This window comes from Staphylococcus sp. HMSC14C01, assembly GCF_001808085.1.
Classification (GTDB): domain Bacteria; phylum Bacillota; class Bacilli; order Staphylococcales; family Staphylococcaceae; genus Staphylococcus; species Staphylococcus hominis.
Map to the genome: position 1 here is coordinate 1 of NZ_KV792052.1, position 2479 is coordinate 2479.

The following is a 2479-nucleotide window of genomic DNA, read 5'->3' on the forward strand; positions in this document are numbered from 1 at the left end:
AACCACATCATCCGGATGCTATCATTAAGTAACTTTTTATCTTACGTCCTGAAAACACAGATTGTGTCTAGGTATATAGAATTACTTTTAACATCATTTTCGGATGGTATGAGGTTGCACCACGATGATGTCTGAATTCATCGAATTCAGTCTTAGGAATTGTTTCTACAATGTCATTTACATGTCGTGAAATATCATTTGTGGGGATAAGTACTAAAGTTTCTTTTCGTAGAGTAAGTTAAGTCATGTTAAAATCTTTATACATAAGGTATTTCGTTAATTTAGTTTAGTGATTTTATTAAATTATACGAGAGCGCCTTATTTTTTTAAGTATTCAATGTAAAATTACATATAAATATAAAGTAATTTGGCGAGACTCTTGAGGAAACTGGACATGCTGAAGACTACAGGCTGAAGTTATCCCTAAGAAAGCGAGAAAACAATACGTAGTATTGTAAATTAAGAAGCCAGTAAATGAATTTATAATAAACTCATTTACTAGCTATTTTGCTAGGAATTATGTCCAGGTCTCTTTATATTATTTTGTTATTGAAATACCCTTTACTTTTATAGATTAATACTTAAATTCTTTCTGATATTGTACATAACCTGAAATGTAATGTTCTAAGTCGTCAATACGAATACGGTAACCATGGTTTTTCATATAAAAACTACCTAATATTCTATCAGGATTTTTGAAATACATCGCTGTTTCAGGATAGAAAAATCCAGTTCTTTGATATTTAGCTCTGATATCTATTACATTTATAAGTTCTTCTTCATCAATTAATTTGTGTACTAGCTTTTCATAACCAACTGCTTTAGCTTTCTTAATTAATCGATATGAGGCCATTAACATTTCTAAAAATGTAGGGAATGTCTTCTCTCTAGTTTTAATATATTCTAGAAAACCACTAACATTTTTAATACCAAACTCAAAATATTTCTTCTCAGGTAAAATTTGTACTATTTCATTTGAACAATACCCTAACCAATGATCATGATACTGCCAATAATCTTTTTCAATAAATCGATCCATAAGATTTTTACAAGTTTCTAACCATTCCTTATTATTATCAATTTGGAATAATCTTAATAATGCTAAAGCTGCTTCCCCATCATAAAAAATGATTCTGAAATTTTCTTTTACAGTTAAATCAGGATAATTTAAGATATGGACAGTATCGTATGTCGTTTTGTCAATCATTGAAGTAATACCTTTAGCAACTTTTTGAGCAATTTCTAAATACTTTTTATTTTCATTAATCTTTAAATATTCACAGACTGCGAATATAAATGAAGCATTTTGACCTAATTTAATTTCATTAATATTTTCAGTGTCATCAAAGATATAACACTTATCATCTTTTTCAAATACATAATTTTCAATTATATAATCAATTGCTTTTTCAGCACTATCTAATGGTTGATTCAAATATGTAAGTCCTTCTATTAAAGCATATGTTGAAGAAGAATGTCTTAATACATTATAAGTTCCAATTTCTTTATCAAAATGCGGAAAATATCCATATTGATAACGACCATTCTCTAAAAGCATATTTTTAAGATAATCCACACTACTAACTATTATTTTATCAACCTCTTCATGAAAATCATAAATTTTTCTAACGCCTTTTTGTAAACCGAACTCTTCGAGTTCATAAATTTTATTCTCATCTAAGAAATAACTTTTAGTATAAAATTTAATTACTTCTTTATTTTCATAAAACTCATGATTAAACCCTTTACTATGATTTGTATATTTTCTCAAATAGTTATTAATATTTTGTTCAGATAAATATTTACCTTTATCATTTTTCTTAGGTATCACAAATGCATTTGCATTAATTTCTTCGGGTAAAAACGTAGTATTCCAATATTCATCTAGAGTAATTCCATATTCAATATGATTTCTTCTAGTATTGATCATCTCTTCTTTTAGTTCTTTAAAGGGAATCTTTTCACATTTAGTCACTAAATCTAACTTAACCCATTTAGGATATTCTCCTGATTTTTTTTTGAATTTTTGAGCTTGTTTTAAAATATTACTTTCCAGATATCTAGCTTTCTTTAATAACTTAACAGTGGCTTTAATATTAGGAGTCCCCAGACTCAAAAATATATAATTCTCAATTTTTTCTTTAGAATCAATACTATTCACTAATTTTTTTATATTATCTTCAAATGACATAGCTTGCCTCCTTAGAATTTACTTACAACCATACATTATTTAAAAATAAATTACTTTTTAAATAAAGCCAGGTCATAATGACCTGGCTCTTTTTTAACATTAAAAGTAAGAGTGTATTTTATTTTTCATTATTATTTTTTCTACGACGTCTACCTAATAATAATGAACCTAAACCTGCAACTAATGAGCCAAATAATAATCCACTATTTTGTTGATTATCACCTGTAGCAGGTAATTCTTTTTTATCTGAGTCGCTATCTGAATCTGAGTCGCTGTCAGAGTCTGAGT

The 2479-nt window shown here is 27.3% G+C and carries 2 protein-coding genes and 1 pseudogene; all 3 read right to left on the reverse strand.

Going from position 1 to position 2479, the window contains the following annotated elements:
- A pseudogene (locus tag HMPREF3131_RS11090) lies at positions 1 to 208 on the reverse strand (transposase); the annotation flags it as partial.
- A 366-nt stretch (positions 209 to 574) separates the two neighbouring features.
- Entirely contained in the window at positions 575 to 2191 is a 1617-nt protein-coding gene (locus HMPREF3131_RS10055) for a prenyltransferase/squalene oxidase repeat-containing protein (protein WP_016931415.1), read from the reverse strand.
- Positions 2192 to 2309: 118 nt separating this feature from the next.
- On the reverse strand, positions 2310 to 2479 hold a 170-nt coding region (locus HMPREF3131_RS11095), incomplete at its 5' end, for an LPXTG cell wall anchor domain-containing protein (protein ID WP_141738215.1).